General features: G+C 71.7%; 27 protein-coding genes. 11 read left to right on the forward strand and 16 right to left on the reverse strand.

The window, feature by feature from the left end:
- Window positions 1–464: 464 nt before the first annotated feature.
- From AC1DQF_RS01535 to AC1DQF_RS01575, 9 genes are all read right to left on the reverse strand, one after another.
- Window positions 465–1,241: an ABC transporter ATP-binding protein gene (locus AC1DQF_RS01535; protein WP_477523442.1), complete on the reverse strand. Its 777-nt coding sequence runs from the start codon at window positions 1,239–1,241 to the stop codon at window positions 465–467.
- Window positions 1,241–2,170 carry an ABC transporter permease gene (locus AC1DQF_RS01540; protein WP_477523443.1) on the reverse strand — a complete coding sequence of 310 codons (930 nt, stop codon included), beginning with the start codon at window positions 2,168–2,170 and terminating at the stop codon, window positions 1,241–1,243. The genes AC1DQF_RS01535 and AC1DQF_RS01540 overlap by 1 nt, the downstream gene beginning before the upstream one ends.
- Window positions 2,167–4,248 (reverse strand): glycosyltransferase, encoded by a 2,082-nt coding sequence (locus AC1DQF_RS01545; protein ID WP_477523444.1) that lies wholly within the window; start codon window positions 4,246–4,248, stop codon window positions 2,167–2,169. Before AC1DQF_RS01545 ends, AC1DQF_RS01540 begins: the two co-directional genes overlap by 4 nt.
- Window positions 4,245–5,435 carry a UDP-galactopyranose mutase gene (gene glf, locus AC1DQF_RS01550; protein ID WP_477523445.1) on the reverse strand — a complete coding sequence of 397 codons (1,191 nt, stop codon included), beginning with the start codon at window positions 5,433–5,435 and terminating at the stop codon, window positions 4,245–4,247. Before glf ends, AC1DQF_RS01545 begins: the two co-directional genes overlap by 4 nt.
- 48 nt (window positions 5,436–5,483) lie before the next feature.
- A complete protein-coding gene (locus tag AC1DQF_RS01555) occupies window positions 5,484–6,413 on the reverse strand; it encodes a glycosyltransferase (RefSeq protein WP_477523446.1) in 930 nt (309 codons plus the stop codon).
- Window positions 6,410–7,339, reverse strand: a complete 930-nt coding sequence (locus AC1DQF_RS01560; protein ID WP_477523447.1) for a glycosyltransferase family 2 protein — start codon at window positions 7,337–7,339, stop codon at window positions 6,410–6,412. Before AC1DQF_RS01560 ends, AC1DQF_RS01555 begins: the two co-directional genes overlap by 4 nt.
- 38 nt (window positions 7,340–7,377) lie before the next feature.
- Window positions 7,378–8,937, reverse strand: coding sequence for an LCP family protein (locus AC1DQF_RS01565; protein WP_477523448.1), 1,560 nt, complete (start codon window positions 8,935–8,937; stop codon window positions 7,378–7,380).
- Window positions 8,938–9,048: 111 nt separating this feature from the next.
- Window positions 9,049–9,516, reverse strand: coding sequence for a DUF402 domain-containing protein (locus AC1DQF_RS01570; protein ID WP_477523449.1), 468 nt, complete (start codon window positions 9,514–9,516; stop codon window positions 9,049–9,051).
- Window positions 9,517–9,578: 62 nt separating this feature from the next.
- Window positions 9,579–10,085 (reverse strand): acyl-CoA thioesterase, encoded by a 507-nt coding sequence (locus AC1DQF_RS01575; RefSeq protein ID WP_477523450.1) that lies wholly within the window; start codon window positions 10,083–10,085, stop codon window positions 9,579–9,581.
- A 23-nt stretch (window positions 10,086–10,108) separates the two neighbouring features.
- On the opposite strand from AC1DQF_RS01575, the gene AC1DQF_RS01580 reads away from it, so the two are divergent.
- From AC1DQF_RS01580 to AC1DQF_RS01600, 5 genes are all read left to right on the forward strand, one after another.
- Window positions 10,109–11,347: an LCP family protein gene (locus AC1DQF_RS01580; RefSeq protein ID WP_477523451.1), complete on the forward strand. Its 1,239-nt coding sequence runs from the start codon at window positions 10,109–10,111 to the stop codon at window positions 11,345–11,347.
- Entirely contained in the window at window positions 11,344–12,213 is an 870-nt protein-coding gene (locus tag AC1DQF_RS01585) for a crotonase/enoyl-CoA hydratase family protein (protein ID WP_477523452.1), read from the forward strand. The genes AC1DQF_RS01580 and AC1DQF_RS01585 overlap by 4 nt, the downstream gene beginning before the upstream one ends.
- 77 nt (window positions 12,214–12,290) lie before the next feature.
- Entirely contained in the window at window positions 12,291–13,253 is a 963-nt protein-coding gene (locus AC1DQF_RS01590; protein ID WP_477523453.1) for a TIGR03557 family F420-dependent LLM class oxidoreductase, read from the forward strand.
- A 122-nt stretch (window positions 13,254–13,375) separates the two neighbouring features.
- On the forward strand, window positions 13,376–14,035 hold the full coding sequence (locus AC1DQF_RS01595; protein WP_477523454.1) for a PadR family transcriptional regulator: 660 nt from the start codon (window positions 13,376–13,378) through the stop codon (window positions 14,033–14,035).
- Window positions 14,035–14,445 (forward strand): DUF1707 SHOCT-like domain-containing protein, encoded by a 411-nt coding sequence (locus AC1DQF_RS01600; protein WP_477523455.1) that lies wholly within the window; start codon window positions 14,035–14,037, stop codon window positions 14,443–14,445. The genes AC1DQF_RS01595 and AC1DQF_RS01600 overlap by 1 nt, the downstream gene beginning before the upstream one ends.
- 40 nt (window positions 14,446–14,485) lie before the next feature.
- Here AC1DQF_RS01600 and AC1DQF_RS01605 read toward each other — a convergent pair whose 3' ends face one another.
- Both AC1DQF_RS01605 and AC1DQF_RS01610 read right to left on the reverse strand, forming a co-directional pair.
- Window positions 14,486–14,992, reverse strand: a complete 507-nt coding sequence (locus tag AC1DQF_RS01605) for a hypothetical protein (RefSeq protein WP_477523456.1) — start codon at window positions 14,990–14,992, stop codon at window positions 14,486–14,488.
- Between the two features lie 124 nt (window positions 14,993–15,116).
- Window positions 15,117–15,782, reverse strand: a complete 666-nt coding sequence (locus AC1DQF_RS01610) for a helix-turn-helix transcriptional regulator (protein ID WP_477523457.1) — start codon at window positions 15,780–15,782, stop codon at window positions 15,117–15,119.
- Between the two features lie 181 nt (window positions 15,783–15,963).
- On the opposite strand from AC1DQF_RS01610, the gene AC1DQF_RS01615 reads away from it, so the two are divergent.
- On the forward strand, window positions 15,964–16,728 hold the full coding sequence (locus AC1DQF_RS01615; protein ID WP_477523458.1) for a sigma-70 family RNA polymerase sigma factor: 765 nt from the start codon (window positions 15,964–15,966) through the stop codon (window positions 16,726–16,728).
- Between the two features lie 13 nt (window positions 16,729–16,741).
- Here AC1DQF_RS01615 and AC1DQF_RS01620 read toward each other — a convergent pair whose 3' ends face one another.
- A complete protein-coding gene (locus tag AC1DQF_RS01620) occupies window positions 16,742–17,641 on the reverse strand; it encodes a hypothetical protein (protein WP_477523459.1) in 900 nt (299 codons plus the stop codon).
- A 246-nt stretch (window positions 17,642–17,887) separates the two neighbouring features.
- Between AC1DQF_RS01620 and AC1DQF_RS01625 the strand changes: the two genes are divergently transcribed.
- Together AC1DQF_RS01625 and AC1DQF_RS01630 are read left to right on the forward strand one after the other, a co-directional pair.
- A complete protein-coding gene (locus tag AC1DQF_RS01625) occupies window positions 17,888–18,196 on the forward strand; it encodes a three-helix bundle dimerization domain-containing protein (protein ID WP_477523460.1) in 309 nt (102 codons plus the stop codon).
- 223 nt (window positions 18,197–18,419) lie between these two features.
- Window positions 18,420–19,475 carry an AraC family transcriptional regulator gene (locus AC1DQF_RS01630; RefSeq protein ID WP_477523461.1) on the forward strand — a complete coding sequence of 352 codons (1,056 nt, stop codon included), beginning with the start codon at window positions 18,420–18,422 and terminating at the stop codon, window positions 19,473–19,475.
- A gap of 43 nt (window positions 19,476–19,518) precedes the next feature.
- On the opposite strand, the gene AC1DQF_RS01635 is transcribed toward AC1DQF_RS01630, so the two are convergent.
- A complete protein-coding gene (locus AC1DQF_RS01635) occupies window positions 19,519–20,685 on the reverse strand; it encodes an acyl-CoA dehydrogenase family protein (RefSeq protein ID WP_477523462.1) in 1,167 nt (388 codons plus the stop codon).
- Between the two features lie 113 nt (window positions 20,686–20,798).
- A complete protein-coding gene (locus AC1DQF_RS01640) occupies window positions 20,799–21,722 on the reverse strand; it encodes a DUF6801 domain-containing protein (RefSeq protein WP_477523463.1) in 924 nt (307 codons plus the stop codon).
- Window positions 21,723–21,819: 97 nt separating this feature from the next.
- On the opposite strand from AC1DQF_RS01640, the gene AC1DQF_RS01645 reads away from it, so the two are divergent.
- From AC1DQF_RS01645 to arfB, 3 genes are read left to right on the forward strand one after another with little or no spacing between them, the layout of a single operon-like run.
- Window positions 21,820–23,196, forward strand: a complete 1,377-nt coding sequence (locus AC1DQF_RS01645; RefSeq protein ID WP_477523464.1) for a hypothetical protein — start codon at window positions 21,820–21,822, stop codon at window positions 23,194–23,196.
- 16 nt (window positions 23,197–23,212) lie between these two features.
- Entirely contained in the window at window positions 23,213–23,644 is a 432-nt protein-coding gene (locus AC1DQF_RS01650; protein WP_477523465.1) for a CoA-binding protein, read from the forward strand.
- Window positions 23,641–24,069, forward strand: a complete 429-nt coding sequence (gene arfB / locus AC1DQF_RS01655) for an alternative ribosome rescue aminoacyl-tRNA hydrolase ArfB (RefSeq protein ID WP_477523466.1) — start codon at window positions 23,641–23,643, stop codon at window positions 24,067–24,069. The genes AC1DQF_RS01650 and arfB overlap by 4 nt, the downstream gene beginning before the upstream one ends.
- Here arfB and AC1DQF_RS01660 read toward each other — a convergent pair.
- Together AC1DQF_RS01660 and AC1DQF_RS01665 are read right to left on the reverse strand one after the other, a co-directional pair.
- Window positions 24,066–25,049, reverse strand: a complete 984-nt coding sequence (locus AC1DQF_RS01660) for a Gfo/Idh/MocA family protein (RefSeq protein ID WP_477523467.1) — start codon at window positions 25,047–25,049, stop codon at window positions 24,066–24,068. The genes arfB and AC1DQF_RS01660 overlap by 4 nt on opposite strands.
- Before the next feature lie 10 nt (window positions 25,050–25,059).
- A complete protein-coding gene (locus AC1DQF_RS01665; RefSeq protein ID WP_477523468.1) occupies window positions 25,060–26,214 on the reverse strand; it encodes a heparan-alpha-glucosaminide N-acetyltransferase domain-containing protein in 1,155 nt (384 codons plus the stop codon).
- Between the last annotated feature and the right edge of the window lie 11 nt (window positions 26,215–26,225).

Genomic DNA, 26,225 nt, shown 5'->3' on the forward strand with positions numbered 1-26,225 from the left:
GCCGACGACTTCTCGAATTGTCAACTCTGTGCGGGCGTGGCGCAGTGAAATCGTGCCGTCGCGCGAGCGCAACTGGCGGGAGACGACAAGCCCCGCGCCGGCCAGGACGTCGTACGCCGCCAGTTGGAGGACGCACACACGCACACACCCGAGCTCACCGATCCGGCCGACCGGTCCAGACCCGTCCGCCGCCCGACCCGCCAGTCCCCCRCCAGCCCGGTCAACTGGCGGCGGCCGACAGGTCGAGCCCGGGTCAGCCAGCCAACTGGCGGCTGCCGACACCCCGAACGCCCRCCGACACGTCGTACGCCGCCAGTTGCCAGACGCGCCCCCGGAGCGCGCACGGCGGACGCGGACGCCGAACGAGCGCGCCCTGACGAGCACGGCGCGGCGGGCCGAAATGGCGAACGCCGCCCCGTCCTGGTGGACGGGGCGGCGTGACGCGGGGTCAGGGGCGGGGCGGCTCAGATGTCGGCGCCGAGGCCGTCGTCGGCCCGGTTGCCGACCTCCTCGTCGTCGTCGTCGTACTCGAGGAAGGCGATCCCCTCGTCGACGTCGCCGTCGAAGGCCAGCTTGCCCTTCTCGAGCACCAGGAGCCGGTCGCACAGGTTGCGGACCGAGCCGGGCGCGTGCGAGACGTAGAACATCGTGACGCCCGACTTCACGATCTCGTCCATGCGCTTCTTGCACTTGCGCTTGAACGGCCGGTCCCCCACCGCCAGCGCCTCGTCGGCGATGAAGATGTCGGCGTCGACGTTGATGGCCACCGCGAAGCCCAGCCGGGCCTTCATGCCCGAGCTGTAGTAGGCGACCTCGGTGTCGAGGAACTTGCCGAGGTCGGCGAAGTCCACGATCTCGTCGAACTTGCGGTCGGTCTCGGCCCGCGACATCCCGAGGATGGCCGCGTTGAGGTAGAGGTTGTCGCGGCCCGTGAGCTGGCTGTCGAAGCCGGCGCCGGTGGCGATCAGCCCGGCGATCCGGCCGCGAGTGAGCACGGATCCGGAGTCGGGGCGCATCACGCCGCTGACGAGCTTGAGCAGGGTCGACTTGCCGGAGCCGTTGAGGCCCATCAGGCCCACCGACTCCCCCTCCTGCACGGTGAAGCTCACATCGTCGACGGCGTTGAAGACGTCGTGGGTCTTGCGACCTCGCGCCTTGGCCAGCGCAATCTGCTTGAGCGAGCGGTGGTAGGACATCGTGAACGTCTTGGTGGCGTTCTCCACCTTGATCATGGTGGTCATCAGAGGCGCTCCGGGACCCGCGACTCGAGCCGGGCGAACAGCCGCTGGGCGAGCACGACGCACACGAGGGCGCCGAGCGTCATCAGCAGACCCCGGGTGAAGAGGTGGTCGGGCAGGTGCAGGGACTCGGTGTACGCCGGGTCGCTGGTCGTGCCGGTCCAGAAGCCGCGCTGGAACAGCAGCACCGCCTCGGCCATCGGGTTCCAGAGGTAGTACGTCGCGATCGGCTCACCGAAGCGGGCCTGCACCAGCGTGTACGGGTACATCATCGGCACACTGAAGGTGACGAACTGGGTGAGCGTCTGGGCCACCTTGCCGAAGTCGCGCATGAAGACGTTGGCCACGCTGAAGACGAGCCCGAGCGCGAGGCCCAGYAGGGCGGTGAGGCTGAAGCCCAGCAGCGCCGCGGCCATCCCCACCGGGTCCGGGACCCAGCCCAGCAGGACGCAGGCGAAGACGAGGATCACGAGCATCGGCACGGTGTGCCACGCCGCCACCATCATCCGCGAGACCGGGAACATCTCCCGTGGCACCGGCAGCTTGGTGATCAGCGAGCTGTTCTGGATCAGGGACTGGGTGCCGCCGTTGAAGGTCTCGGTGAAGAAGTGGACGACGACCATGCCCGCGAAGAGGTGCACGGCGAAGTTCTCCATGCTGCCGCCGCGGCCGACCATGACCTGGAACAGGAAGTAGAACAGGCAGAAGCGGATGGCCGGCTGGAGGTAGCTCCACATCCACCCCAGCACGGTCCCCTGGTAGCGGGACTGGATGGTGTTGCGCACCAGCATCATCAGCAGGTAGCGGCGCCGCGCGACCTCGGCGAGACCGGTGGCCGCCGGGGGCGCGAGCGGGAGCGCCTCGAGCTCCTCACGGGTGGGACGCCGCGAGGCCGGGGTGCCGGGAGAGCCGGAGGTGAGGGTGCCGCTCATGCGGAGGCCGACCCCGTACTCGACCCGGCGCCCGACTCGGACCCGGTTCCGGCGCTCGTCCCGGTCCAGGGCTCGAAGGTCTTCTCCCATGCCTCCGGCGAGGTGATGTCGCCGAGCGCGGCGCGGTACTCCGCGGCGAGCCGCGGCCACTCGCGCTGGAAGCGTGCGTGGATCTCGGCGGTGCGCTTCATCAGGTCCCGGAACTTCTCCGGGTCGCGCTCGTAGAGCGCGGCCGAGTTGCCGTCGGGCATCGACACGACGGCCGAGTCGTAGCGCGCGAGGCGGTACCACTTGGCGTCCATGGCCGGGATCTCCGCCTCGGGGTGCTGCCTCGAGGTGGGCCGGATCGACCTGAGCTGCCGCAGCGGCATGGTCGCGGCCCGCACGAGCAGCGCTCCCCGGCCGGGGACGCCGGAGTCGTCCTTGCCCTTGCGCGGTGGCTTGTGGCGGCGTACGGACGGGAAGGCGTCCGGGTCGGCCTGCAGCTGGGCGTCGGAGAACTGCTTGCGGAACGCGTTGACCTCGGCCAGCCGGGTGGCCAGCTTGCCGTGCAGGGCATGGGGGCCCTCGAGGACGTCCTGCAGGGCCATCAGCCGCAGCTCGACGGTGGAGTACTGCATGGAGACGAGGTGGGCGACCTGGTGGTTGAGGCTCTCGCGCACCATCCGGCCACCCCGCTCGTACGGCGAGTGGAGCAGCGCCGCGACGAAGCGGTTGCGGAGGTGGAAGTAGGCCTGCCAGTCCAGGGCGTCGTTCTTGTCGGTCCACGGGATGTGCCACACGGCCGCACCCGGGAAGGTCACCGTCGGGTAGCCCGCCTCCTTGGCGCGCAGCCCGAACTCGGAGTCGTCCCACTTGATGAAGAGCGGCAGGCTCAGGCCGATCTCGTCGAGCACCTGGCGCGGGATCAGGCACATGAACCAGCCGTTGAAGTCCACGTCGATGCGCTTGTGCAGCCAGCGCGTCGAGCGCAGGTTGCGGGCACCGAAGTCCCAGTCGCCGAAGACGCCCGGGGCCGACAGCCACCAGAACCGCCAGGGGGTGATGATCTCGCCGAAGCTGTGCAGGCGGGTGCGCGCGTAGATGCTGAACATGTGGCCGCCCACGATCGTGGGACGGCGGGCCAGGTCGCCGAAGGTGACGGCCCGGATGACGCCCTCGGGCTCGCAGATGACGTCGTCGTCCATCATCATCGCGTACGTCGCGGTGCCCTTGCGGACCGACTCGAGCTGGCCGCGGGCGTAGCCGCCGGAGCCGCCCAGGTTGCCCTGCTCGATGACACGCAGCGTCTCGCCCAGCGAGGCCGCGGCCTCGGGGAAGAACTCCGAGTCCACCATCTTCTGGGTGCCCTGCTCCATGACGAGAACCTCGTCGAGGTAGGGCCGCAGCTCGGGGGTGGACCCGAGCTGGCCGATGAGCTTGGCGACGAAGTCGGGCCGGTTCATCGTGGTGATGCAGATGTCGACCGTGCCGTGCTCGGCCCGGTCGGCGGGCACCTCGGCGGACCACTCGGCGGAGCGGACGACGACCTCCTCGTCGCCGGCCACGACGTCGTACCAGTACCAGCCGCCGTCGACGAAGGGCTTGAGGGTCAGCGCGAAGTCGAAGGTCGAGCTCTCCTCCTCACCGGTGGTGACGGTCTCCACGCGCTGCGAGCGGCCGTTGGCCATCGAGCGGTAGACGGTGACCGTGGCCCCGCGACCCTCGATCGTCAGGGTCAGGTCGACCTCGGAGACGATGGTGTAGCGGCGCCAGTAGCTGGCTGGGAAGGCGTTGAAGTAGGAGCCGAACGAGATGCGCTCCTCCGCGGACAGCCGCAGGGCCTCGCGGTCGAGGATCTGGTCGGGGTGGATCGAGATCCCGGTCGAGGCCGACTGACGCATCTGGGCGGCGTTGAGCTGCTGGGCCTGCCGGTTGGAGCCGACCTCGTACTTGTCGGCGTCGAGGACGGCGGCCTCGGGGTCGACGTACAGGCGGTAGACGTCGGTGTCGCCGTCGATGGGCAGGATCTGGCGCTGCAGGACCCGGCGCGCGGTGGCGGGCCCGGTCTCGGTGGCGGCTGTCGTCGAGCTGGTCATGCGTCCACTCCTCCGCTCGTGAGCGCCTCTCCGTCGACGAAGTGCGGCCTGAGCTTGTTGTCGAACATCGACAGCGCCGACCCGATGGCCATGTGCATGTCGAGGTACTTGTAGGTGCCGAGGCGACCGCCGAAGAGGACCATCGGCTCCTTCTTGGCCAGGTCGCGGTACTTCAGGAGCTTGGCCCGGTCGTCGGCGGTGTTGACCGGGTAGTAGGGCTCGTCGTCGGGCTCGGCGAAGCGCGAGTACTCGTGGACCACGATCGACTTGCCCGGCAGGTAGGTGCGCTCGGGGTGCAGGTGCTTGAACTCCAGCACCCGGGTCCAGGCGACGTCCTGGTCGTTGGCGTTGACGACGCCGGTGCCCTGGTAGTCGTCGACGTCGACCGTCTCCTGCTCGAGGTCGACGGTGCGCCACGAGAGCCGGCCCTCGCAGTTGTCGAAGTACTCGTCGACGGGGCCGGTGTAGACGACCGGGACCCTGCCCTTGAACTCGTCCTGCACGTCGAACCAGTCGGTGTCGGTGCGGACCTCGATGTTGGGGTGGTCGGCCATCCGGGTCAGCCAGGCGGTGTAGCCGTCGACCGGGAGACCCTCGTAGGTGTCGTTGAAGTAGCGGTTGTCGAAGGTGTAGCGGACCGGGAGGCGCGTGATGATGTCCGCGCTCAGCTCCGTGGGGTCGGTCTGCCACTGCTTGGCGGTGTAGCCCTTGATGAACGCCTCGTAGAGCGGGCGCCCGATCAGGCTGATCGCCTTCTCCTCGAGGTTGGTGGCGTCCTCGGTGGCGATCTCGCTGGACTGCTCCGCGATGAGGGCCCGGGCCTCCTTGGGGGTGTGCGCCTTGCCGAAGAACTGGTTGATGAGCCCCAGGTTCATCGGCAGCGAGTAGACCTGCCCCTGGTACTTGCCGAAGACCCGGTGCTGGTAGCTCGTGAAGTCGGTGAACCGGTTCACGTACTCCCACACCCGCGTGTTCGACGTGTGGAACAGGTGGGTGCCGTACTTGTGCACCTCGATCCCGGTCTGCTCGTCGATCTCGCTGTAGGCGTTGCCACCGAGGTGGTGGCGGCGCTCGATGACGAGGACCTTCAGGTCGAGCTCGGTGGCACAGCGCTCGGCGACGGTGAGGCCGAAGAAGCCGGACCCGACGACGACGAGGTCGGGATGGTCAATGGATCCCTGGGACAAGGGAGAACTCCTGTGTGTGGACGCAGCGCCCGTGGGGGCTGCACGAGTCTAGCGAGGGGGGGCGGCCGAGCCGGGCAGGCGTCGCATGCCCCGCGCGGCCCGGATGGCGCGGGTCACGTTGGCGGCCTCGCCCCGCCCACCGCGCACCGGGCTGGTTGCCACGACGACGAGGGCGATCAACCACGGCTTGAGGCGCACCAGGGCGTTGTCGCCGTAGCGGAAGTGGACGACGAAGAGGTTGCGGTACATGTAGAACCCCTTCCACCCGGCAAGGTCGTGCTGCTGGTTGAAGTCCAGCTGCCGCACGAGCACCGCGTCGCGGACCGCGAGGACGGTGAAGCCCGCCCGTCGGGCGCGCAGCGCCCAGTCCACGTCGTCGTAGAAGATGAAGTAGGTCGGGTCCGGGAAGCCGATCGCGTCCACGACCCGGCGGCGCACCATGTAGCCCTCGAAGGCGACGTTCTCGATCTCGACCGTCGGCGGCATGGCCGCGCGGGAGGCGTACGTCGTCTCGATGCTGGCCTTCTTGGGCCGGATCGCCAGCGGGTTGGTGAGGTCGAAGCGGACCGCGGCCTTCTCGACGAGCCGGCCCTCCAGGTCCTCGCGCACGGCCATCAGGCAGTCGCCGTCGGTGGCCATCAGGGTGGCGAGGCAGCCGGGGGCCGGGACCACGTCGTCGTCCATCAGCCAGATGCGGTCCCAGCCGCCGTCGTACGCCCGGCGGACCCCGGTGTGGAAGCCGCCGGCGCCGCCCGTGTTCTCCTGGTGGACCACGTCGAGCGCCAGCGCGCCCGGGCCGGCGGCGTGCGCCTCGAGCACCGCGCGGGTGTGGTCGGTGGAGCCGTTGTCGACCACCACGACGACGTCGGGGCGTCGGGTCTGGGCGGCCAGCCCGGCCAGCATCCCGACCAGCAAGTCGGCACGGTTGTGGGTGACGACCACCACGGCCACGGTCTCGGTCGTCGCAGGCTCGGTCATCTCAGGAACCTCTCGTGACCGTCGTACTCCCCCGCCAGGCCGGCACGCATGGCTCCGGCGCTGAGCCGGAGCCGGGCCAGGCTGGGCCGGGTGAAGGTGTAGAACCACACGGTCTTCACCACGAAGGCCAGCGCGTGCAGCGGACCGCGGTAGTCGCGCAGGTTGACCAGGTTGTTGCGGGCCATGCAGTAGTGCTTGAGGTCGCTCGGGCTGTGGTTGTACGTCGTGCGGCCCCACATCATGGGCGTCCCCAGCTCCCCGACGCTGGGGTGCAGCACCCGGGCCCCGGCCACGGTGGCGACCCGCGCACCGGCCTCGCGGGCGCGCCAGAGGTACTCGACGTCGTCGCCCCAGATGAAGAACTCCTCCCGGGGCAGGCCGATCCGGTCGACGAGCTCCTTGGTGACGAGCACACCGTTGAAGGGGATGACGACGTCGGCCAGGACCCCCGCACGTGCGGCCGCCTGCGCCTGGGCCATGTCACTGACGACGCGGGCCCCACCGGGCAGCCGGATCGGGAAGACCAGGCGCTCCGGGTCGTCCTCGTCCACCACCAGCGGGCCCCAGAAGTCGTAGTCGTCGTCGTGGGCGAGCAGCGTGGTGAGGCAGTCCGCGTCGGGCAGGCCGTCGTCGTCCATCAGCCACACCAGGTCGGCACCGCGGTCGATGGCCCACGCCAGCCCGTCGTGGAAGCCGCCGGCCCCGCCCCGGTTGTGCTCGAGGGTGCGGGCGAGCAGCGGGACCTCCCCCGTCGTCGGCTGACCGGCGAGCCAGTCACCCGTGCCGTCGACCGAGGCGTTGTCGACCACCAGCACCTCGCTGAGACCGGCCACCTCGCCCAGCCTCGCCACGAGTCGCTGGAGCAGCGGCAGGCGGTCGAAGGTGACGACCACCGCGACGACACGGCCATCCCGGGGAGCAGTCACGGCGTACACCCTAGGGGCCACCTGCCCCTACGGACGGATCAGCAGGCCGCCCCGAGGTCCTCGGAGTCGTTGGCGGCGTAGCCGTCCCTGAGCGTCCCGAACGATCCGCCCGTCATCGACGGGGGTGCCGCGGGGGTCGTGGCCGGCGCGGGAGCGGGCGCCGGCTCGCCCGTGTCCGCACCGGCGCCCGTGTCGGCGGCGGTGTCGGTCTCGGGCTCCACCGGCGCCGGGGCCGGGGCCTGACCCTCGGCGCGGTCGATGGCCTCGGCGACCTTGCTGTGGATCAGCTCGATGTCCGGGTCGGCGGTGGTGACGAGCGGCGGGACCAGGGAGAGGGTGGCGATCTTCTGGCTCTTGGCCTTGATGGCCAGGTCCACGAACCGGCCGACCTCGCCGCGCGGCACGCTGGTCGAGATCATCTCGGAGGAGGCCTCGGCGATCTTCTCGAAGTTGCGCAACGCCGTCTCGGGGCTGATCTGCTGCAGCATCGCGTTCATGACGCACTTCTGGCGGGCCATGCGCGAGTAGTCGTCCGAGCCCTCCCGGGCGCGGGCGAACCACAGCGTGTCCATGCCGTCGAGGGTGCGGGTGCCGGGCTCGATGTAGCGGAAGAAGGAGTCGGTGGGCAGGCCGACCGGGATCCGGTCCCGCACCGTGAGCTCGACGCCGCCGACCGCGTCGACGAGGTTGCGGAAGCCGGCGAGGTTGACCATCGCGTAGTAGTTGATGTCGAGGTCGGTGATGCCCTCGACGGCGGACACCGTCGCGTCCACGCCGGGGTTGTCGGAGCCCTTGAAGAGCTCGGTGTGGTCGCCCGCCCAGGTGCTCACGCCGTTGAGGTAGCACCCGTCGCAGTCGAAGCCGTGCGGGAACTGCTCGGCCATCGGCGAGCCCTCGTCGAAGGGGAAGTTCGCCATGTTGCGGGGCAGCCCGATGAGGACGGTCTTGCCCGTGCGCGCGTCGATGCTGGCGACGGTCAGGGAGTCGGGTCGCAGGCCCCAGCGGCCGACTCCGGAGTCGCCGCCGAGCAGCAGCACGTTGAAGCGTCCGTCGTGGGCGCCGACCACGGCGCCGTCGCCGAACATCGTGAGCATGAAGGTGCGCTGCACGCCGACCATGTGGGCACCGAAGAGCAGGCTGCCGGCCACCGTCAGGGAGAGGAGCCCGTTGACGCCGACGACCGCGAGGCGCTGCTGGCGCTGCAGGCCCAGGGGCTGGCCCAGGCGCCAGGCGTCCATGAACAGCAGGGCCCAGCCGACGGCCAGCGCCATCAGGCCCAGGCGCAGTGCGCCGAGCAGCAGGGTGTTGGAGGCCGCCCAGAAGACGAAGGAGTGCGCGAAGGCGGCCACGAGGGCGCTCAGCAGGACGGCCACGACGACACCCAGCCACACGCGGATCGCGATCCGGCCCAGGCGTCGGTTGCCGGCCACGAGCTGCGCCGAACCGGGCATGACCATGGTCATCACCATCAGGGTCACGGCGCGACGGAAGCGCACGCGCTGCGCGCGGTCGGCAGTGGTGTGGCGGCCGGCGTCGTGCGGCGTGGTCGTGTGCGGCGGAGCGTCGGGGTGCGACCCGCTGGAGCCGTCGGGTGGCATGGGGTGCCTCTCTTGCTGGGGGAAGTCAGCCCGGCCAGTATCACCAGTCCCACCCGTCACAACGCGGCACGACGCGCCGCCGTGGCCCGATGGGTGCAGATCCCCGACGTGCTACGGCGACCAGTCGTCGTACTCCGCCCACCACCGGTCGTCGGCATCGAGGAGGTCGACCACCCGGTCGGCCGCCTCGAGCACGGCCCCGACCGTGTCCAGGCCGATGCGCCCCTGGACCCGCTGGGCGTGCAGGTGCTCGACGTCCTTCCACTCCCGGCGCCCGTCCGGGTGGACGATGAGGTCGAGCCCGTGGTCGTCGGTGTCGAACCCGTCGTCATCGCGCCCCACCGGGCTCTCGAAGTTGACGTACCAGTGCTGGAAGACGTCCTCGACGAAGAACTTCCAGACGCTGTAGCGCTCACCGGTGCGGTGCACCTGGAGCACGGTCGTGCCGCCCCAGGCGGGGTGGGCGCCCCACGGATGGGGGCCTGCCGGGTGCTCGTGGAACGTGAACGGGGAGCCGGGCTCCAGCAGGACCGCGAAGGTGGTGCCGTCGTCGTCCACCACGGTGACGGGATGCTCCATCCACACCTGCCCGTGGAGGACCTCTCGCCGGGTGATGACCTCCCCAGGCACCCACGGCGTCGTCATGCCGTGCGGCCCCGGTCGATCTCCTTCTTGCGGGCCAGCCGGTGGGCGCGGCGGATCTCGGCCTCGCGCTCGCGGCGTACATCGCTCGGCGTCTCGGTCACCAGGCCCGGGACGGCGCGGGGGGCGCCGTCCTCGTCGATCGCGACGAAGACGAAGTACGCGCTGGCGACGTGCACGGGCTCGTCGGCGGCGTTGCCCCACGGCTGGGTCTCGACGCGCACCCCGATCTCCATCGACGAGCGTCCGGCCCAGTTGACCTGGGAATAGGTCTTCACGATGTCGCCCACGTGGACGGGCCGCAGGAAGGTCATCTCGTCCATGGCGGCCGTGACCGCCGGACCGTCACTGTGCCGGAAGGCGACGGCCCCCGCGGTCGAGTCGGCCAGCTTCATGATCTCGCCACCGTGCACGTTGCCCAGGATGTTGGCGTGGACCGAGGTGGCCGCCATCGCCAGCGAGACCCGGGAGTAGGACACCGCGCGCGCGGTGAGCGGTTCACTCATGCGGGCACGGTAGCGTCTCGGCCATGGCTGAACGTCCCCCCGGGAAGGGCGGTCCCGCGGAGGGAACGCCCGAGTACGACTGGCTCTACGGCAAGGGCGGCAAGGGCGCCCCGCCGGAGGGCTCTGCCGACGCGACCCGGATGGTCCCCACGCGGGGACGCTCCGGTGAGCGCGAGCGCCCGGACGAGACCCGGGTCATGCCGGCCCAGCCGCGGACGTCGTCGTCCGGGGGTGGGCGACCGCCGGGCGGGCCGTCGACCGCCGCGGCCTCCGCTCCCCCCCCGCGCCCCGAGCGCGAGCGTCGTCGGCCGCGGTTCCGCTTCGGCATCGTCAAGCTGATCGTGCTGGTGTGGCTGGTCTTCATGCTCGCCGTGCCGTTCTGGGCGTGGAGCAAGGTCGACAAGATCGACGCCATGCCGGGCGACAAGGGCCGCCCCGGCGAGCAGGGCGGCAACACCTACCTCATCGTCGGCTCCGACTCGCGCGACGACCTGACCGAGGCGCAGCGCAAGGACCTCGGCACCGGCGGCGAGGTCGGGCAGCGCACCGACACGATCATGCTGCTCCACACGGGCGACGGACCCAACATGCTCATGTCGATCCCGCGCGACTCGATCGTCTCCATCCCGGGTCACGGCGACAGCGAGAAGGTGAACGCGGCGTTCGCCTACGGCGGGCCCCAGCTGCTGATCCAGACCCTCGAGCAGGAGACYGGGATCCGCATCGACGACTACATCGAGATCGGCTTCGGCGGCTTCGTCGGGATGGTCGACGCGGTCGGCGGCGTGGAGATCTGCCCCAAGGCGGCCATGAAGGACCCCCTCGCCAACCTCGACATCAAGAAGGGCTGCCAGGAGGCGGACGGCAAGACCGCCCTCGGCTACGCCCGCTCCCGGCACACCTCCAACCTCGGCGACATCGACCGGGCCCAGCACCAGCGCGAGGTCGTCTCCGCCATCGGCAGCAAGGCGCTGTCGGCGTGGACGTTCGTCAACCCTGTCCGCTACTACGAGCTGGCCATGGCGTCCTCGTCGTCGTTCTCGGTGAGCGAGGGGACCAGCCCGATCTCGCTGGGCCGCTTCGCCTTCGCCATGACCCGTGTCGACGGCGACTCGGGCCTCACCTGCGGCGTCCCCATCCAGGACCTCGCGGTCACCTGGGACGCGGAGCGCTCCGAGCAGCTCTTCTCCTACATCCGCGACGACGACACCTCGAGCATCCCCGAGGACCTCTGCACCCCCAGCGGGATGCCGGGCCGGTGAGCGGCTACGACACCCTGTCGGTGAGCACCGACGCCGACGGCGTCTGCACGCTCACCCTCGACCGTCCCGACGCCCTGAACGCGTTCACCGTCACGATGGCGCGCGAGCTCGAGAACTTCTTCACCGCCGCCGCCACGGACGACGCCATCCGCGCGATCGTGGTCACCGGTGCCGGGCGGGCCTTCTGCGCGGGCATGGACCTCTCGGCGCAGGGCAACGTCTTCGGCCTCGACGAGGACGCACACCCCACGCCCGCAGACCTCCGCGACCACCTCACCGAGGCGCCGTACCAGGACGGCGTCCGCGACACCGGCGGCAAGGTGACGCTGGCGATCCACGCCTGCCCCAAGCCGGTGATCGCCGCCATCAACGGTGCAGCGGTCGGCATCGGGGCCACCATGACCCTCGCCATGGACCTGCGCCTCGCCTCCACACGGGCACGCATCGGGTTCGTCTTCGGTCGCCTCGGCATCGTGCCCGAGGCGTGCTCGTCGTACTTCCTGCCCCGGATCGTCGGCGTCCAGCAGGCGCTGGAATGGGTCTACTCCGCCGAGGTCCTCACCGCCGAGGCCGCCCTGGCGGGCCGTCTGCTGCGCTCGGTCCACGAGCCCGACGACCTGCTGCCGGCCGCCCTGGAGCTGGCCCGGTCCTTCGTGGTGGGACGCTCCCCCGTCGCCCTGGCACTCGCCAAGCAGCTGCTGTACGCCGGGACGTCGGCCGCCTCCCCGCTCGAGATGCACCGTGCCGACTCGCTGGCCATGTGGCACACCGCGGTCGGCGACGGCAGGGAGGGCGTGGCCGCCTTCCGGGAGAAGCGCGACCCGGAGTTCACGGGTCGAGCCTCCGAGGTCCCGGAGATCTTCTAGCCCCCCTCAGGGCTGTACTGCTGCCCCTGCACGGTCGGCATCATCGAAGGCGTCCGCACGCCGTCGAGAGGACCACCATGCAGATCGGCTACACGCTGATGACCGAGCAGTCCGCGCCCCGGGACCTGGTGCGCTACGCCGGGCTCGCCGAGGAGGCGGGCTTCGACTTCGAGGTGATGAGCGACCACTACTTCCCCTGGCTCGAGGAGCAGGGCCACGCGGGCTACGCCTGGGCCATGCTGGGTGCCGTCACCCAGGCGACCGAGCGGGTCGAGCTGATGACCTACGTGACCTGCCCGACGGTGCGCTACCACCCGGCGGTGGTGGCCCAGAAGGCCGCGACCGTCCAGGAGCTGTCGGGAGGGCGCTTCACCCTCGGCGTCGGCTCGGGCGAGAACCTCAACGAGCACGTGGTCGGCCGGGGGTGGCCCACCGTGCACGTGCGCCACGCCATGCTCGTCGAGGCGCTCGAGATCATCAACCGGCTCTTCGACGGCGGGTACGTCGACCACGACGGCGAGCACTTCACGGTCTCCTCCGCGAAGCTCTGGGACCTGCCCGAGGTGCGGGTGCCGATCGCGGCCGCCGTGTCCGGTCCCGCCTCCGTCGAGCGGCTGGCACCGCTCGTGGACCACATGGTGGCGGTGGAGCCCTCCGCGGACCTGGTGTCGCAGTGGTCGGGCTCCGGCGCGCGGGGCGATCGCAAGATCGGCCAGATGCCGCTCTCGTGGGACCCCGACCGCGACCGGGCGATCGCGCGGGCGCACGAGCAGTTCCGCTGGTTCGGCGGCGGCTGGGCGGTCAACGCCGAGCTCCCGGTGCCCTCCGGCTTCGAGGGCGCGACGCAGTTCGTGCGGTCCGAGGACGTGTCGGACTCCATCCCGTGCGGTCCCGACGTGCAGCCGGTCGTCGAGGCGGTGGCCGCGTGGCGCGAGGCCGGCTTCACCGACCTGGCGCTGGTGCAGATCGGCGACGAGCGTCAGGAGGACTTCGTCGCCTGGGCACGTGACGAGCTGCTGCCGGCACTGCGCGACGCCTGAACGAGCCCGAATCCCCTCCAGATCTCCTTGCGCGGGAGCGAGCGTCGTCGTACGCTCGCGATATATCGCAATGCGTCGGTGACCTTCGGGTCATCGACGCCACCACCGGGAGGGACGCACGCATGGGACACCGCAAGAATCCTTGGGATCTCCGCTTCGACCAGCACGGCTGGGGCGGGCCGCCGCGCGGCACCAGCGGTCCCCCGCCGTGGATGCAGGGCCTGCTGGGCTGGGGCCAGACCGGCAGCCCGCAGCCGCCGTCGGGGGGCCCGCGTGCTCGCCGTGGCGACGTCCGCCTGGCGATCCTGTCGGCGCTCGCCGACGCCCGTGGCCGGGGTGAGCCGATCAACGGCTACCAGGTCATCCAGCAGATCGCCGACCGCAGCAACGGTGCGTGGCGCCCGAGCCCCGGCTCGGTCTACCCCACCATCCAGCAGCTCGCCGACGAGGGCCTGCTGGAGACGGACGACGAGCGGGGACGCAAGACCCTGCGCCTCACCGCCCAGGGCGAGAGCTATGTCAGCGAGCGCGCCGCCGAGCTCGAGGCCGTCTGGGCGCCGTTCGAGCGGGCCCAGGAGCGGGCCTCGACCGGCACGTCGGGTGACCTCAAGTCCGAGATCGGTCAGGTCATGAGCGCGGTGTGGCAGCTCGTCACCCAGGGCTCCGAGGCCCAGCGGCGGGCCGCCATCGGGGTCCTCGTCGACACCCGCCGCTCGCTCTACGGCATCCTCGCCGACGGCACGGAGCCGGCGTCCGACCCAGAGCTCGACGAGGACCTGTGATGACCGATCCGCACGCCGGCGCGGCCCGGATCGGGGACCGGGAGCGGGAGGCCGCGACCTCGATCCTCAACGACCACTACGCGGCGGGACGACTCGACACCGAGGAGCACGCCGAACGCCTCGACGCCATCTGGTCGGCCCGCACCCGCGCGGACCTCGACGTGGTGTTCTGGGACCTGCCAAGGGCGGTCACCCCGCCTGCGCGGACCCCGGCACCCGTACGACGTACGGCGTCGTGGCGTGCGCCCCTCACCATGTTCCTCATCGCGGCGCTCGTGCTGGCGATCGCGCTCCAGGTGCCCTGGTGGATGTGGCTCATCGGTCTCGTCGTGCTGCTGAAGTCTCGCCACTGGGGCGGTCGCAGCTCACGCCGCTCGTGCCACAATCACGGCCCGAGGGCTCGACCCTGAGTCGTCACCCGCGAGCCAACCGCTGGAGGCCTGAGGATCCTCAGTCGCGTCGCGCCAGCTGCGCKCCCGCGGTCTCGCGCATCTCGCCCCACGAGTTGCCGAGGTAGGCGTCGCCGGCGCCCTCCCAGAGCGCGAGGGCGGCCGTCACGGCCTCGCGCTCGGCGTCGGGCAGCACCCCGGCCAGCGCCACCTCGTCCAGGGTGGCGCTGTGCCGCAGGAAGGCCACCGCGACACGGGCACACGCGGCGTCGAAGCCCAGGGACTCCGGGGCCTCGGCCTCCGCCGCGGCCACCTCGCGATCCAGCTCGGCCTCCTCCTCGCGCACGTGCGGGAGCCGGGGGGCGAGCACCGCGTGCTCCAGCGCGACGTGGATCGCCAGACGGCGACGGGCGTGGAGGAAGACGTCCTCCCGGGCCCCGGCATGGAGACGCGACACCCGGCACCAGGCGTCGCGCAGCTCCTCGTGCTGCGTGGCCAGCAGTCGCGCCAGCTGCTCGCCGGTGGTCACCGGTCCGGCGGCCTCAGGCTCTCGTGGGGGCGTACTCATACCCGAGGCCGTACCCCGAGGGTGCGGATGCATGCGTCGCGCCACGGCGGGTACGGGACGGTCAGGACGGTGGTCGGTCGGACCGGGCTCACGCAGCTCCGGGACGACCGGCCACTTCCCGGGGTCAGGCCGTGAGCTCCGGGTCCTGGTCGCGGGACATCGAGCCGAGGTAGCCGTGGCGCACACCCCACAGGACCGCCTGCGAGCGCGATGAGACGCCCATCTTGCGGTAGGCGGAGCGGATGTAGGACTTCAGCGAGTTGATGCTGATCGAGGCCCGGTCCGCGATCGACTGGTTGTCCAGGCCCGCGGTGATCATCGCGATCACCTGGGCCTCGCGGGGGGTGAGCGTCTCGAGGGGCGACTCGGGGACGGCGGGGGTCCCCACGAGCGGTTGGCCGGTGCCCAGGTCCACCACGGGCCGCCCGTGGTGGATGGACTCGAGGGCGGCGACGAGCCGGGCCGCCGGCAGGGCCTTGGACAGCACACCGCTGACGCCGTTGCCCAGGGCGAGCTCCACCAGCTCGGGCCGGGCGTTCCAGGTCCAGGTCACCAGCCGACCGTCGTGGGCGACGGGGTGGACCGCCGCCAGCGGCAGGTCCCGTACGCCGGCCAGGGTGTCGTGCAGGGTCAGGTCGACGTCGCGGGCAGGCACGCCGCCCGGCGAGGGCAGCACCTGAACTCGGGGGGCGTACGGCGCCAGGAGGCCGGTGAATCCGACGGTCACGAGCTCGGACTCGTGGGCCAGGGTGACGCGCACGGGGCGACGTCGACGTGTCATCACGGTCATGGAGCGCGGCGTACCCAACTCCCGGGATCGCATGCCCGAAGGGAGGTAGTGGTGGACGAGGACGGCTGGTTGGCTCGGAGGTCGTGGTCGAGCAGCGTGCCACGCTCGACCTGAGCGAAGGAGCGACGTGTCGCCCACATCCCCGCCCCCGGGGCACCGCGGTGTCTCCCGTGCCCGCCGGATGGAACTCACCGGTGAGCTGCTCGCCCGACTCGACGACCCGGCCGAGGCGCGCCTCGAGCTGGAGGACGAGATCATCCGCCTCAACCTCGTCGTGGCCACCCAGGAGGCCCGCCGCTACGAGCGCCGCGGCATCGATCCCGACGACCTGCGTCAGGTCGCCTGCCTGGCCCTCGTCAAGGCCGTACGCCGATACGACCCCGCGCTGGCCACCGACTTCCTGGGCTACGTCGTCCCGTGCATCCGTGGTGAGCTGCGCCGCTGGTTCCGCGACGCCGGCTGGGTGGTGCGACCGCCGCGCTCGGTCCAGGAGCTGCAGGCCAGGGTCACCCGGGTGAGCGCCGAGCTGGCCCAGGAGCTCGGCCGGTCCCCGCGCCCCAGTGACATCGCGGCACGTCTCGGGGTGCCGACGGAACGGATCGAGGAGGCCGTCTCGGCCCACGCCGGCTACGCGGTCGACTCCCTCGACGCCGTGGCCGACGACTCCGAGCGCCCGCTGGCCGCCTCCCTCGTGCACCACGAGGCGGGGTTCGCCCAGGTCGAGGCCCGGACCGTGGTCGCCCCGCTCGTACGACGCCTCGGCACGCGCGAGCAGCGCATCCTGGAGATGCGCTACCTGCACGACGCGACCCAGGGTGAGATCGGGGCGGACATCGGGGTGACCCAGACCCAGGTGTCACGCCTCATGACGGGGATCAACCGTCAGCTGCGAGCCGAGCTCACGCCGCGCGACGACGGCGCCCCCGGTCTCTCGCCGGCCGTCTGATCGTCCGGTCCGGTCACCGACCTGTCGGGACGGGTCGGTCCAGGGACGCCTCGAGCGCCGTCATCAGCGCGTCGATCCCCGACCGCACGTCTCCCCCGCCCGGCTGGAGCAGCTCGTCCAGACGGGCCCGGGCCGATCGCACCGCGTCCCGCAGCTCCCTCGCCCGCTCACGGACCCGGTCCTCCCCGGCAGTCGCCTCGAGCCGCGTGAGTCGGTCCTCGAGGGCGACCACGCGTGGCGACGACACGGCCCAGCCGCCCGCGACGCGCTCGCGCGAACCGGTGTCCCGGAGGTCGGGCAGCAGCTCGCGCGCGAACCACGACACCTCGTCCTCCGCGGCGCCGAGGTCGCCGCGCCCGGCCCCTCGGCGGCGCGCCCTCACCCACAGGAGGACCCCGATCGCCAGCGCGATCACCAGTCCGCCGAGGAGCCACCACCACCCGGTCCCACCCTCGTCCGCCTCGACCTCGGCCTCGGTCGCCTCTGCCTCGACCGTCGCGGACGTCGAGGGCGCGGGCTCCGTGGTGGCGCTCCCGGTGGGCGCGGGCAGGACGGAGGTCTCCGAGGCAGTGGGGCTCGTGGGCTCGGGCTCGACGGGGGTCTCTGTCTCGACGGGGGTCTCGGTCTCGACGGGGGTCTCGGAGGTACTGGAGGTCGAGGGTTCGCTGGGAGTCCGGGTCGGGCTCGGGACGGTGGGCGTCCGGGTCGGGCTCGGGACGGTGGGGGTCCTGGTCGGGCTCGGGAGAGTCGCGGTCCGGGACGGCTGGGCGGATGCCGACCCAGTCGGGGTCGGGGTCTGGGTCGGGGTCGGCCGGTCGCCCGAGACGTCGCTGCACGAGGTCACCAGCAGGAGAGCGGCCGCGACACCGACGGCTCGCGCGACACCGTGACGATGTCTCGTCGTGGTGGACATGGAGACCCCCTCAGCCCGTCGAGCCCCGCCCGGGCGGACGGACCTCGGACGGCCCCCGCATGCTGGCACACGGCCCTCCCCCGGGACATCACCCTCCACCTCCCGCCGTTCGGGTCACCCGGGTGACCCGTCGGGCGGGGGATGCGACGCCGGTCGGCGCGACGGATCCTCGGTGGCAGGCCCACCGTCGTCAGGGCCCGCCGCGTGCCCGCCGAGGACCCGCGCAACCAGAGGGGGCCCGAACACATGGTGACCACGGACGTACACCTGGACCGGACCGTCCGGGCGGAGCCGATCGCAGAGCCCCCGGGGGAGCCGACCGCCGCGGGCCCGGGTGACGCCGACCTCACGCGGACGATGGCGCTGGTGAGCGCACGGCTCCGGGAGCGGTTCGCCTCGGTGCCCGCGACGACCGTCGAGGAGGTGATCAGCGAGCTCCGCAGCGAGTTCGACGGGTGCCGGGTCCGAGCCTTCGTGCCGATCCTCGTCGAACGCCTGGCCCGGGACCGCCTGACCGTCTGGTCGATGCCCGAGCCCCGGGCTGACCAGGCCTGAGCCGGCCGCCCCTCCACGTAACCGTGGTCATCCTCGCCGCACCCCGGTACGGGGGATCGGGGCGCGGCGAGGAATCCAGGGGGTGGGACGCCACAGGGGAGCGTCCCGGAGTCACGACGGCGGGTGAGCGCGCTCGTACTCGCCGTGACCTCACGAAAGACAGTACGCACCGGCGACGTTCCACACAGCACCACACGGGACGGGTGCCGTACCCTCTCGGGACATGCCACGGTCACGGGCCGCACCACTGCTCGGTCGGCGTGCCGCGCTGCGCGGGTACGTCGCGCTGGCCCGCGGGCTCGACCTCGACGCTGCGCGCCTCCTGGCCGCGCAGGGCCTGCGCGTCGATGCGCTGGAGCCGGATGCCTGGTCCCCGGTGGACGCCATGGCACGGGTGCTCGGGTCGTCCGCGCGTTCGTCGGGTCGCGACGACTTCGGCCTCCTGCTGTCGAAGAGACGGCGTCTGTCCACGCTGGGGCCGCTGAGCCTCCTCCTGCACGAGGAGCCCGACGTGGCCAGTGCCGTGCAGCTGCTGCATCGAAACGCCGCCAGCTACAACCAGGCGCTCTCGTTCTCGACCGTCCACGCGGACGTGTTGACGACGATCGAGGTGACGCTGTCCCTGGGCGACGACGTCGATCCGGGGTCCGCACGTCAGGCGCTGGAGCTGGCGGTCGCCGCGTACCTCGGGATCCTCCGGGAGCTGTGTGCCCCGGGCTGGCGCCCCGTCGAGGTCCAGCTCCCCCACGACACACCCTGCGATGTGCGAACCCACCACAGCGTCCTCGACACCGCCATCGTGTTCGACGCGGCTCGAGCCGCCGTCGTCCTCCGCCGCGACGACCTTGACCTGGAGCTGCAGACCGACCCCCAGCGTCGCACGTACGCGCGACGGTTCCTCGACCTCCTCCGCCTCGACTCGCAGGCCGCCGGCATCACGGGCGCGGTGCACACGCTGATCCGGACCAGGTTGCCGTCCGGTCGATGCTCCGCCGAGCTGGTGGCTCGCGACCTCGGCATGGACCGGCGCACCCTTCACCGCCAGCTGGAGCGCGAAGGGACGACCTTCACCACGCTGCTCGACGACGTGCGCGCAGCCCTGGCCGAGGAGCGGCTGCGTGACCCCAACTACACCGTGACCCAGGTGTCCGAGGCACTGGGGTTCGCCGCCCCCAGCGCCATGTCGAGGTGGTTCACCCGCCGGTACGGCTGCTCGCCCTCACAGTGGCGCGACCGGTTCGAGGCGGCACCGGCGAGGGCGACAGACAGCACCGCCTGATCCCCACTCTGATCCCCACGCCGCAGCTCCGCACGGACCTGGATCAGAGCTGTGACTGCACCCCGTTGAGGAGCTGGCGGGCCATCACGATGCGCTGGACCTGGTTGGTGCCCTCGTAGATCTGGGTGATCTTCGCGTCGCGCATCATCCGCTCGACCGGGTAGTCGCGAGTGAAGCCGTAACCCCCGAGCACCTGCACCGCGTTGACGGTGACCTCCATGGCCACGTCCGAGGCGAAGCACTTGGCCGCCGCCCCGAAGAAGGTCAGGTCCTTGTCCCCCCGCTCGGAGCGACCGGCGGCGGCGTACGTCATCTGGCGGGCCGCCTCGACCTTCATGCCCATGTCGGCCAGCATGAACTGCATGCCCTGGAAGTCCGCGATCGACTTCCCGAACTGGCGGCGCTCCTTGGCGTAGTCGAGCGCGTAGTCCAGGGCCCCCTGTGCGACGCCCACCGCCTGGGCGGCGATGGTGACCCGGGTGTGGTCCAGGGTCTGCATCGCCGTCGCGAAGCCGCTGCCCTCCTCGCCGATCATCCGGTCCACAGGGATCCGGACCTTGTCGAGGTAGACCTCGCGGGTGGGGCTGCCCTTGATGCCGAGCTTCTTCTCGGGGGCACCGAAGGAGACGCCGGCGTCCGACTTCTCCACCACGAACGCCGAGATGCCGCCGCGGGTCTTCTTCTCCGCGTCGGTCACCGCCATGACCGTGTAGAACTCCGACTCGCCGGCGTTGGTGATCCAGCGCTTCACCCCGTCGAGCACCCACTCGTCGCCGTCGCGCACCGCGCGGGTCTTCATGCCACCGGCGTCCGAACCGGCGTCGGGCTCGGAGAGGCAGTAGGAGAACCCGCCCTCGCCACGGGCCAGGGCGCCGAGGTACTTCTGCTTGAGCTCCTCCGAGCCTGCGATCTGCACCGGCAGCGACCCGAGCTTGTTGACCGCGGGGATCAGGCTCGAGGACACGCACGCCCGCGCGACCTCCTCGATCACCAGCACGGTGGCCAGCGCGTCGGCGCCGGCACCGCCGTACTCCTCGGGCACGTGCGGGGCGTGGAAGTCGGCCGCGAGCAGAGCCTCGGCCGCCTCACGCGGGTAGCGGGCCTCCTCGTCCACGACCGCGGCGTACGGCGCCACCTTGGCGTCGCACAGGTCGCGGACGGCCTCGCGGATGGCCTGGTGCTCCTCGGAGAGGGCGTAGAAGTCGCTCATGCCATCGATTCTACTAGCGGGTAACCACTGCCGGGCACGTCGGGACCACCGACGACGACCGCCCGGCCGGTGCCGAGGCACCGACCGGGCGGTCGAGGAGGACGAGACAGTGGTCAGCGGACCACGATCACGACCTTCTTGTCCTTCGAGGTCTCGGTGAAGTCGTCGCCCACGTAGACGACCTTCACCTTGGTGACGCCCTTGGCCAGCTTCTTCTTGAGGGTGACCGTCGTCTTGCCCTTGGCGTTGAGAGAAGCCTTGCCGAGCACCTTCTCGCCCTTCATGACCTTGACCTTGCCGGTCGGGGTCTCGTTGTCGGCCTTGACCGTCACCTTGACCTTGGCCTTCTTGCCGAGGGGAGTGATCTTCTTGGCCGACTTGCCGGTGGTCGTGGACTCGTTGGCGGCCAGGATGATCGAGCCGAGGCTGGCGGGCGAGCCGGCCTTGAGCGCGCACGGGACGTCGGCGAGCATGACCACGTCACCCTGCTTGGTGGCCGTGAACGTGAACGCCGACGGCACCGCGATGTTGTAGGTGCCGGCACCCGGGAGGTTGACGGGCACGGTCGTGGCCGGCACGACGCCCGGGGTGGCCAGTGGGTTGGGGGTGTTGATCGTCAGCGGCTGACCGGCGGTGGCGGGCACCGGGGTCTGCGGGAACCGGACGTCCTGCAGGGCGAGGTCGGCCGTCCTCGAGGAGGACAGCTCGTCCAGCGTGGCGACCATGTCGTTGGAGAAGCCGCCGATCGTCGTCGCGCCGAACAGGCCCTTGGCCGCCTCGACCACGTCGGCCGGCAGGGTCACGCCGAGCAGCACGGGGATGGCCGGGGCGTCGAGGCCGGCGTTGGCCGCGGCGGGCAGGTTGGCGACGATGTTGACCGGGATGTCCCGCGGTCCGAGGGCCGGGAAGTTGCAGGTGAAGGTGGTCGCCGCGGTCGCGGCCTGGGCGGCCGGAGCTGTCATGGCGACGAGCGCGCCGGCGCTCAGCGCGCCGGCGGCAAGGGCCGCACTGACGCGGCGTACAGGGGTGTGAAGCATGGTGGTGTCCCTCCGTGGTTGTGTGTGGCGTCACACAGTACCGCTGAGTAACGTCGGCCGGGTTTGGGCGACCGTCGAACGGGGCACCCCCCCGCCCATGCGTACGTCGCTCCTCACCGCCGCCCTGCTCGTCCTGCCGCTCGTCGGCTGCTCGGGCGGCGGCGGCGGCTCGGGTCCGGCCACCGACGCGTCGTCGTCATCGTCCACGTCACTGCCGAGCGAGGAGCCGGTCGAGGAGGCGGCGGCCACGCAGATCACCATCGGCGGCCAGGCCTACGTCCCGCCCTGTGCGCTGCTGCCCCCGACCGAGGCCGCGCAGCTGCTGCCCCTGACCAGGGCGGCCGACGTCACCGAGCGCGGGAGAGGTGCCTCGACGACCGACAAGGAGCTCGCCGACCGCAAGGAGACCGTCACCGGCGCCCAGGTCACGACGAGCTGCGACTACGGGCTCGGCGACTCCGACAACACGCAGGCGCAGCTCCGGGTGGTGCAGTTCCCCACCGCGGCCGCCGCCACCGCGGAGTGGCGCACCTTCAAGAAGTACGGCGACGGCAAGCTGCCCCGGGACCTGCGTGACAACAACGGCGTGTTCGACGCCCTCGAGCAGGCCACGGTCGACATCATCGAGGACGCCCAGAAGAACCTCGGCGGCGTCCGGCTGCGCGGCATCGACGAACGCATCCTGTGGCAGGCGGGCGAGAGGGCGTACATCGCGACGACGGGCAACCTGTTCCTCGGATTCACCCGGGGGCTCGACCACGGTCTCACCGACGACCTGACCGAGCGCGACGCCCGGCTCGCGGAGCGGGTGCTGACCACCGCCATCGACCGAGCCAAGGAGCTGCGCGGCGAGGACGCCGAGCCCGCCGTGGGCTCGACGGGCCAGATGGTGCAGGCCGAGGGCTGGCCCGTCTTCCTCGACCCCTGCGCGCTCTTCGACGCGGAGGTCGTGGACATCCTGTTCCCCGAGGTCGAGCTGCAGGAGCTCACCTCCTCCTCGACCGACGCCGATCCCGACTCCAACCTGGCCCTGGACTCCCCCGCCGGGCGTTCGGTGGAGAACAGCTGCCAGCGCGAGGACCTCGAGCGCCGGCACACCGCCGAGCTGCTCGTCCAGTACGTCGCACCCGGCGACCAGCCGCAGAAGGTGCTGGACTCGTACCTGTCCAACCTGGCGTTCCAGGATCCCCGGCCCTCCCCCGAGCAGGTCCGCACGATCCGGGGCGCCCTGCGCCAGGGCGGGATGTACGACGTCGACGGCTCCTACGTGCTCGCCAGCACCGGCGGCGGCATGTACTTCTACGTGGTCTGGGACCGCTACGTCCTCCAGCTCGAGGCAGAGCAGGCGACCAAGCGCCGGGGCGGCGGGTCCACGACGTTCCCCGAGCTCGAGACGGTCGACAGCTACACCCTCAAGACGGCGATGGAGGCGGTCTTCGCCCACACCCAGGACGCGCTCGGGTCCGACGGGTGAGCGCTACCGTGGCGCCATGAGCAGCGACTGGCAGGACCGCGCGACCGTCGACCGGATGCTCGACGACCTCGAGACGTGGGCCGTCGTGGGGCTGTCCGGCGACACCGGGCGCACGGCGTACTCGATCGCGAGCCTGCTCCAGCAGCGTGGCAAGACGATCGTGCCGGTCCACCCCGCCCACGGACGACCGGACGCCCCCACGGTGCTCGGCGAGCGGGGCTACGCGACGCTGGCCGACATCCCGTTCCCCGTCGACGTCGTCGACGTCTTCCGCCGCTCCGACGCGGCCGGCGAGTTCGCGGACCAGGCCGTGGCCATCGGGGCGCAGGGCGTGTGGTTCCAGCTCGGCGTGGTCGACGAGGCCGCCTACGAGCGGACCACGGCCGCCGGCGTCGCCATGGTCATGGACACCTGCCCGGCCATCGAGTGGCGCAAGCGGGGCGCATGAAGGACCTGCACGTCCCGTCCGGCCCCGGCCTCCCGTCGGGGCTCGTCGTGCCGGACGCCGACCTCGTCGAGCGGTTCTCCCGCTCCCCCGGCCCAGGCGGTCAGTCGGTCAACACCGCGGACAGCCGGGTGGAGCTGGAGTACGACGTGCGCACCGCCTCGACCCTCACCGGCACCCAGCGCACCCGGGCGCTGCGCCGCTGGCCCGACGGCGTGGTGACCATCGCCGCCTCCGAGCACCGCTCCCAGCACCGCAACCGGGTGGCCGCCCGCGATCGGCTGGCCGCGCTGCTGCGAGAAGCCCTCGCCCCGCCGCCCCCGCCCCGGCGGGCGACCCGGCCGACGCGTGGGTCGAAGGAACGGCGGCTGCGGGCCAAGAAGGAGCGCGGCCAGACCAAGGCGCTGCGCGGCCGGGTGAGCGACTAGAGCTCGACGGTGGCCTCGGCGGTCGTGATGCCGAGCTGGGACAGCGTCTCCTCCATGACCCACTGCACGCCGAGGGTGTCCTCGAGCGGCACCACGGGCGACTCGGTGAGGCCCGCGGCCAGGCAGCGACCGACCTCCTCGATCTCGTGGCTGTAGCCGCGACCGCGCGCGGGCAGGTCCAGGGTCTCCGCCGCCTGGCCGTTGCGCCGCACGACCAGCGACGTGGGGTGGTGGAAGCGCGGCGGCAGCTCGATCGACCCGCCGGTCCCCCAGACCACGGCGCGGCCCGGGCTCTCGGTGGTGAGCCCGCAGGCCAGCGAGGCGCCGCGTCCGTCGTCGTACGCCAGGTGCATCACCACCGACGCGTCTGTGCCGTTGGGGTAGCGGGTGCCGGAGGCGACGACGCGGTCCGGGGTACCGAGGAAGTCCTGGGCCATCGAGATGACGTAGACCCCGAGGTCGAGCGTCGCGCCCCCGCCGAGGGCGGGGTCGAACAGCCGGGAGGCGGGGTCGTAGTCGCGGTGGGCGCCGAGGTCGGCCTGCACCGCGATCACCTCCCCGATCTCGCCGGCCTCGACGAGCCGCCGGGCCTCCACGACCGCCGGCTGGAGGCGCGTCCACATGGCCTCCATGCAGAAGACCTCGCGCTCGCGGGCCGCGGCCACGACCTCGCGCGCACCGGCGAGCGTGGCGGTGAAGGCCTTCTCCACGAGCACCGGGACGCCGGCCTCGATGGCGGCCAGGGCCAGGGCGTGGTGCTGCGGGTGGGGCGTCGCGACGTAGACGACGTCGACGTCCGCGCCCATCAGCTCGCCGTAGGTGTGGGCACCCTCGATGCCGTACGACGCGGCGAGCTCGCCGGCACGCTCCCGGGTGCGGGAGCCGATCGCGGTCACCTCGGCGTCCGGCACGTGCTCGAAGTCGCGCAGGAAGACCTCCGCCATGGCGCCGGTCCCTGCGATGCCCCACCGAGTCGTCATGGTGACCAGCCTAGGGGCGCGTCGCGGCCACCGCCCGGGAGGCGGCTCCGACCACACCCTCGAGAGGTCCGCGGGTGCGCGTGGCGGCGAAGACCGATCCGATGCCCAGCAGGAGCAGGACGTGGAAGAGGTAGCTGTCCCGCAGCCCGTCGGGCAGGAGGCTCTGCGAGCGGGCCACGACGTGCACCGAGTAGAGCGTCAGCGTCATCGCACCCGCGCCGAAGAAGACCGCCACCGCCAGCCGTGCGGTCGGGCCCAGGACCGGCAGGGCCAGCAGCAGGACCCCCACCACCAGGAGCGCCGACCCGATGGTCTGCGCCAGGTCGAAAGGCGTGGCCGTGTGCGGCGCCACGACCAGCAGCCACTGCCACGCGCCACCCGTCGGCGTGGTCCCGGGCAGCCCCGCCGAGATCCGGTCGAGCAGCGCGGCAGCGTCGAGGCCCTGGGCCGGCGGGTCGGCCAGCAGGGCCTGCTGCACCGACGGGATCGAGGTGAGCGCGCGTGAGACCAGTGTGGCGACCACGGCGGCCGCCCCTCCCCCGGCGACCAGCATCGTCGCCGTACGCCGTGAGGTGAGGTCGAGGCGACCGACGGCCATCCCGGCGAGCACGTAGGCCAGCCACGGCACGGCCGGGTAGTAGCCGGTGAACGTGAGCTCGGCCAGCAGCCCACCCGGGTCGGCGACGAGCTGGCCCCACGTCGGGCTGGAGAACTGCCGCTCGGGCAGCGACGGCCGCACCAGGTGCGACACGACCGGTGCCAGCACCAGCCACCCGCCCGCCAGCAGGGCCAGCCGGCGGGCGGAGAGCCCGACGAACGGGAGCGCGAGCAGGAAGACCACTCCGTAGTACGTGAGGATCACCGCGATCCCCGAGTCGACCTCGCCCAGCAGCAACCCGATCGCGGCCACGAGCACGGCCCGGACCACCAGTCCGGCGGACGTGCGGGCCCGGGCCGCACCGACCAGAGGGCGGCGGCGCCCGGTCACCAGCGCGATGCTGACACCGGCCAGCACGGCGAAGAGCGCCGAGGCGCGTCCACCGGCCAGCGCGTGGCCGAAGGACAGCGACCCGTCGGCTTCGCGCTCGACGAGGACGTGCGTGGCGACCATCCCGAGCAGCGCCAGGCAGCGCGCCACGTCGATGGCGACGAGGCGACCCGGCACCGGGTGCTCGG

The organism is Nocardioides sp. P4_G4 (assembly GCF_056401085.1).

Coding starts and splice junctions, on each gene's coding strand:
- AC1DQF_RS01535 (WP_477523442.1), bottom strand. CDS start 1,241: ATGACCACCATGATCAAGGTGGAGAACGCCACCAAGACGTTCACGATG.
- AC1DQF_RS01545 (WP_477523444.1), bottom strand. CDS start 4,248: ATGACCAGCTCGACGACAGCCGCCACCGAGACCGGGCCCGCCACCGCG.
- AC1DQF_RS01555 (WP_477523446.1), bottom strand. CDS start 6,413: ATGACCGAGCCTGCGACGACCGAGACCGTGGCCGTGGTGGTCGTCACC.
- AC1DQF_RS01565 (WP_477523448.1), bottom strand. CDS start 8,937: ATGCCACCCGACGGCTCCAGCGGGTCGCACCCCGACGCTCCGCCGCAC.
- AC1DQF_RS01570 (WP_477523449.1), bottom strand. CDS start 9,516: ATGGAGCATCCCGTCACCGTGGTGGACGACGACGGCACCACCTTCGCG.
- AC1DQF_RS01575 (WP_477523450.1), bottom strand. CDS start 10,085: ATGAGTGAACCGCTCACCGCGCGCGCGGTGTCCTACTCCCGGGTCTCG.
- AC1DQF_RS01590 (WP_477523453.1), top strand. CDS start 12,291: ATGCAGATCGGCTACACGCTGATGACCGAGCAGTCCGCGCCCCGGGAC.
- AC1DQF_RS01595 (WP_477523454.1), top strand. CDS start 13,376: ATGGGACACCGCAAGAATCCTTGGGATCTCCGCTTCGACCAGCACGGC.
- AC1DQF_RS01600 (WP_477523455.1), top strand. CDS start 14,035: ATGACCGATCCGCACGCCGGCGCGGCCCGGATCGGGGACCGGGAGCGG.
- AC1DQF_RS01610 (WP_477523457.1), bottom strand. CDS start 15,782: ATGACCGTGATGACACGTCGACGTCGCCCCGTGCGCGTCACCCTGGCC.
- AC1DQF_RS01615 (WP_477523458.1), top strand. CDS start 15,964: ATGGAACTCACCGGTGAGCTGCTCGCCCGACTCGACGACCCGGCCGAG.
- AC1DQF_RS01620 (WP_477523459.1), bottom strand. CDS start 17,641: ATGTCCACCACGACGAGACATCGTCACGGTGTCGCGCGAGCCGTCGGT.
- AC1DQF_RS01625 (WP_477523460.1), top strand. CDS start 17,888: ATGGTGACCACGGACGTACACCTGGACCGGACCGTCCGGGCGGAGCCG.
- AC1DQF_RS01630 (WP_477523461.1), top strand. CDS start 18,420: ATGCCACGGTCACGGGCCGCACCACTGCTCGGTCGGCGTGCCGCGCTG.
- AC1DQF_RS01635 (WP_477523462.1), bottom strand. CDS start 20,685: ATGAGCGACTTCTACGCCCTCTCCGAGGAGCACCAGGCCATCCGCGAG.
- AC1DQF_RS01640 (WP_477523463.1), bottom strand. CDS start 21,722: ATGCTTCACACCCCTGTACGCCGCGTCAGTGCGGCCCTTGCCGCCGGC.
- AC1DQF_RS01645 (WP_477523464.1), top strand. CDS start 21,820: ATGCGTACGTCGCTCCTCACCGCCGCCCTGCTCGTCCTGCCGCTCGTC.
- AC1DQF_RS01650 (WP_477523465.1), top strand. CDS start 23,213: ATGAGCAGCGACTGGCAGGACCGCGCGACCGTCGACCGGATGCTCGAC.
- arfB (WP_477523466.1), top strand. CDS start 23,641: ATGAAGGACCTGCACGTCCCGTCCGGCCCCGGCCTCCCGTCGGGGCTC.
- AC1DQF_RS01660 (WP_477523467.1), bottom strand. CDS start 25,049: ATGACGACTCGGTGGGGCATCGCAGGGACCGGCGCCATGGCGGAGGTC.